We start from the raw sequence: 3,786 nt of genomic DNA, 5'->3' as shown, positions 1-3,786 counted from the left end.
CTGATTTTCAGCCATGAGAGCACGAACGATTCGAACAGCAGCGTATACCGGCTGCCAGGCCCTGCCCACGGTACAGGCAATGTCTGGCAGCCATGCTCCGGACACATAATGCGGGGAACATCGGCTTCGACAATGGTGGTGAACTGGCAGGTATCAAGATGGCGCCATTTACGATGACGGTGATCGTGAACAGAACAGGATTTACCGCAGGTCGGACAGGCTAACCGGGTGTTTTCAGCGATCCCAACAGTGACAGTAACAGAACCGGCATTTTCATCGAGAGAAAGGGACTTTACCTGCCACGGAGCGGACAGATTGAGAATATGAGCGTAGAGGGACTTTTCGTCCATGGCGGTGACCTCTGGCGATTAAATACACCATTATCATGCCTTCAGCCACCACAACAAGGGAAGACCCATGTACATACATACTCATAACAAGCGAAACCGAGTATATCAAGTTCGTTTTGTTTACAGACGAATTTTATCGATGACGAATGAAGTTTTCACTGCTGATTAGCCAATCCTGACGCGAGGGATTTCATTAATGTTAGTGAGATAGGATGGTGACAATAACTCCCGCCGCATCGTCCAGTCTTTGTCGATGCCCTGGCCCGCAAACCATAATTTCCCCCGACCTGACCGGTTAATTCTATCCATCACGCCCATCAACGCTTCACCATTGGCAAAGAGTCGGTTCTCACCAAACAAATCGAGCTGGCTGGTGGCGCTATCATAAAAGTCAGATAGCATCACTCCGGCTTTATGGTATCGGTATCCCTCCTGCCAGATATGCCGGAGCCCTGCGACCGCAGCCGCAATGATTTCCCGGGTATCGGCGGTGGGGTTTTCCAGCTTGACTGTCTGCTGGCCACTGTAAGGGGCCGTTTTCGAATAGTAACTTGTGCCAATAAAAACCGTTATGCAGCGACAGTATTGCTTCTCTTCGCGCAGCTTCTCGCCTGCACGTTCGGCATACTCACACACCGCCTGGTGCATTGCTTCGTAGTGCTCTATTTTCTGGCCGAATGAACGCGAGCTGATGATCTGCTGCTTAACCTTCCTCACCTCTTCCAGGGCTATGCAGGACTCGCCATTCAATTCGCGCTGCGTTCGCTCCAGTACGACTCCAAATGTGTTACGGATAAGCGATGTTGGCGCATTGGCCAGATCGAGAGCAGTCCTGATGCCCATGCTGTTCAGTCTGGTGGCATATCTCCGGCCCACCCCCCAGACATCGCTTACGTCAATATATGGCAATAATTTACGTTGTCTTTCTGGACTGCTGAGATCAACCACTCCGCCTGTTTTAGTCCATGTTTTTGCAGCTTTATTTGCTAGTTTTGCCAAAGTTTTAGTTGTCGATATGCCCACCCCCACGGGTATATGGGTGCTCTTTAATACGGTTTTCTTTATTTCTCTTCCATAGTCATCAAAATTATAATTTTTCTGCATTCCTTCAAACGAAAGGAAAACTTCATCAATACTGTAGACCTCAGTATTACTGGAGAATTTAAATAATGTCTCACACACCCTACGGGAGATCTCCGCGTACAAGGCATAGTTAGAACTGAAAACATGTACACCGTTAGCTTCAAAGAATGCTTTCTTCTGGAAGTACACGTCACCATTCTGGATACCTAATTTTTTAGCTTCCGCTGAACGTGCCACGACCATGCCATCATTGTTCGAAAGGCATACAATTGGCTTGTTCACCAGATCGGGCCGAAAGACTCTCTCGCAGGAGGCGTAAAATGAGTTGCAATCCACCAGGCAGAACATCACAAGGCCTTGTACACGATGAAGGTCACCACGCCAAAAATGGCCAGTTCTTCGCCTTCTTTCAGATAGATCGGTGACATCCGGCTATTCATTGGCAGTAGCGCGGGAGCCGGGCTTAGCTGCAACCGCTTAATGGTGAAATCACCATCAACGGTCGCAATCACAATATCCCCCTCTTTCGCCTCAAGTGAGCTATCCACGATGACCAGATCGCCTTCGTGAATACGTGCCTCTACCATCGATGAACCTGTTACTCGTAAGAAGTAGGTTGCAGATGGATGTTTGATGAGGTGAGTATTTAGATCAATAAATTCATCAACATAATCGGAAGCGACTGAAGGGAAACCTGCGCTGACAGGCTCAACGAACAACGGGAATTGGCCTGGTGATTGTTGTGTCACTGGGATAAGTTTCATAATGCTCTGCTCTTCGTGGTGCTGTATATCCATACAGTATTATAGACAGGAGCCAGGAATTTTCGCACCTCCTTTTCCGAAAGTTATTTTCCGCTATCACTCTTCAGGTTTTTCTTATCACTTGTCCAGAAGTGGGTAACTGCACATAACAAATTGCAACCATATGATTCCTCAGTTCATTTTCAGAATTTACTCGTGCTTACTTCGTATACAATTCGGAATTTATCCGTACATTTTATAAGGAGTAATAACGATGAAGCAGTTTACAAATGAAGCAACTCAACAAATGCTGGCCGACTTTGACAAATCCCCTTTCTCTGACGCTGATCTGGCCGCAATGGATGTGGATGCTCGACAAATTATTGAGCAGAACGCTGAAAGGGATCGCCAACACCCGGTAACAGCAATCTGGCGTGTTGCGGTCGAGGGAAGCCTGACTGCGCGAGGTGGTGTCGTAACCGCTGTTGATAGCGCCAGGGTTATGGATCTAGGCAACGGTCAAATGGTCAAAATCGCAGTGGAGGGTGATGCAGTCACTTATACCGATGGTTCATCTGCACGGATTGTTTCAAGCGCTGGCCAGAAAGCTACACACTTCGAGAAAGGGCTCGCGCTGGTGGGCAGCGTACTGGATAACGGGGATGAAATTGTCTCGACCCCGCAGGACAGATTAGTGCTGTTATCGCGCAAAGGTATGGCTGAAGCCCCCGACTTTCTGGCAATACCCGGAGGCGTGACTCATGGGGTATCGAACTAACAATTATGGCCGGGGCCAGGCGCTCCACGGAGATAAAACCACCACAGGCGCGACCGTCCTTACTTGGGGTCAGTTTGGATATCGAAAATTATTGTACTATAAGGGCTTCCCCGGCATGTCAACGCCGGTGTTTACGGTTTCTGTCTGCACTATAGTAAAAAAATAAAGGGGAGAGACTGCGGTACTATAAACGGTCATGATGAATCGTCATCGATTCGGACCCTGATGAAAGACGCTCGTGAGGCTCTAGTTCGTTAGTCGGGTACACTTGCCCTGTACAATAAGCAGATATACCTCACGGGGTCTAACCCTTTATCATCAACGAGTTGCAGAACAGATGGTCATACAGCTTTGTACTTTAGCTGGCTGAGTACAACCTGAAATCATCACCGTAATGCAATGATGCCCAGCACAGTCTTGCATTTTTGGCAGCGATGGCAACAACAGCGCGCCAGTATCCTCTGCGTTCGACCAGTGAGCAGACCCAACGACTGAATAAATCAGTCCTTTTCTCCGCCCCGATCAGTACCGAGCGGGCACCCTGAACCAGAAGTGTTCTCAGATACGAATCGCCAGCTTTCGTTATCCTGCCAAGCTTCGACTTTCCGCCGCTGCTGTACTGCGATGGTGTCAGTCCCAGCCAGGCTGCCAGCTGGCGCCCATTCTTAAAATCATGTGCATTACCGATACTGGCGACCAGCGCACAGGCCGTTGTGGGGCCAACGCCCTTCAATTCCATCAGCCGCTGACTGCGATGATCTGTTTTGGCCATGCGGGACAAAATTCGGTCATATTCAGCGATGTTATCTTCAATGCGAGCAACGTGCTCCAG

Annotated in this window: 4 protein-coding genes and 1 pseudogene; 1 reads left to right on the top strand and 4 read right to left on the bottom strand. The window is 49.0% G+C overall.

The window, feature by feature from the left end:
- The 3 genes from HMPREF1144_RS31405 to umuD form a co-directional block, all read right to left on the bottom strand.
- Window positions 1–350: ISL3 family transposase (locus HMPREF1144_RS31405; RefSeq protein ID WP_009652803.1), on the bottom strand; the 350-nt coding region annotated here is incomplete at its 3' end.
- Window positions 351–515: 165 nt separating this feature from the next.
- Window positions 516–1,781 carry a translesion error-prone DNA polymerase V subunit UmuC gene (gene umuC, locus HMPREF1144_RS12285; protein ID WP_009652912.1) on the bottom strand — a complete coding sequence of 422 codons (1,266 nt, stop codon included), beginning with the start codon at window positions 1,779–1,781 and terminating at the stop codon, window positions 516–518.
- Window positions 1,781–2,197: a translesion error-prone DNA polymerase V autoproteolytic subunit gene (gene umuD, locus HMPREF1144_RS12280; protein WP_008786793.1), complete on the bottom strand. Its 417-nt coding sequence runs from the start codon at window positions 2,195–2,197 to the stop codon at window positions 1,781–1,783. The genes umuC and umuD overlap by 1 nt, the downstream gene beginning before the upstream one ends.
- 253 nt (window positions 2,198–2,450) lie before the next feature.
- Between umuD and HMPREF1144_RS12275 the strand changes: the two genes are divergently transcribed.
- Complete coding sequence (locus HMPREF1144_RS12275) at window positions 2,451–2,954, top strand: hypothetical protein (RefSeq protein ID WP_007372141.1); 504 nt, start codon at window positions 2,451–2,453, stop codon at window positions 2,952–2,954.
- A 358-nt stretch (window positions 2,955–3,312) separates the two neighbouring features.
- Here the strand turns inward: HMPREF1144_RS12275 and HMPREF1144_RS12270 are convergent.
- Window positions 3,313–3,786: pseudogene (locus HMPREF1144_RS12270) on the bottom strand (IS110-like element ISSm1 family transposase); the annotation flags it as partial.

The organism is Klebsiella sp. OBRC7, from assembly GCF_000293135.1.
Taxonomy (GTDB): domain Bacteria; phylum Pseudomonadota; class Gammaproteobacteria; order Enterobacterales; family Enterobacteriaceae; genus Klebsiella; species Klebsiella michiganensis.
This window is presented reverse-complemented; position numbering and strand designations above follow the sequence as displayed.

Excerpts from the sequence above, each read along its gene's own strand:
- umuD (WP_008786793.1), bottom strand. The coding sequence starts at position 2,197 with ATGAAACTTATCCCAGTGACACAACAATCACCAGGCCAATTCCCGTTG.
- HMPREF1144_RS12275 (WP_007372141.1), top strand. The coding sequence starts at position 2,451 with ATGAAGCAGTTTACAAATGAAGCAACTCAACAAATGCTGGCCGACTTT.
- umuC (WP_009652912.1), bottom strand. The coding sequence starts at position 1,781 with ATGTTCTGCCTGGTGGATTGCAACTCATTTTACGCCTCCTGCGAGAGA.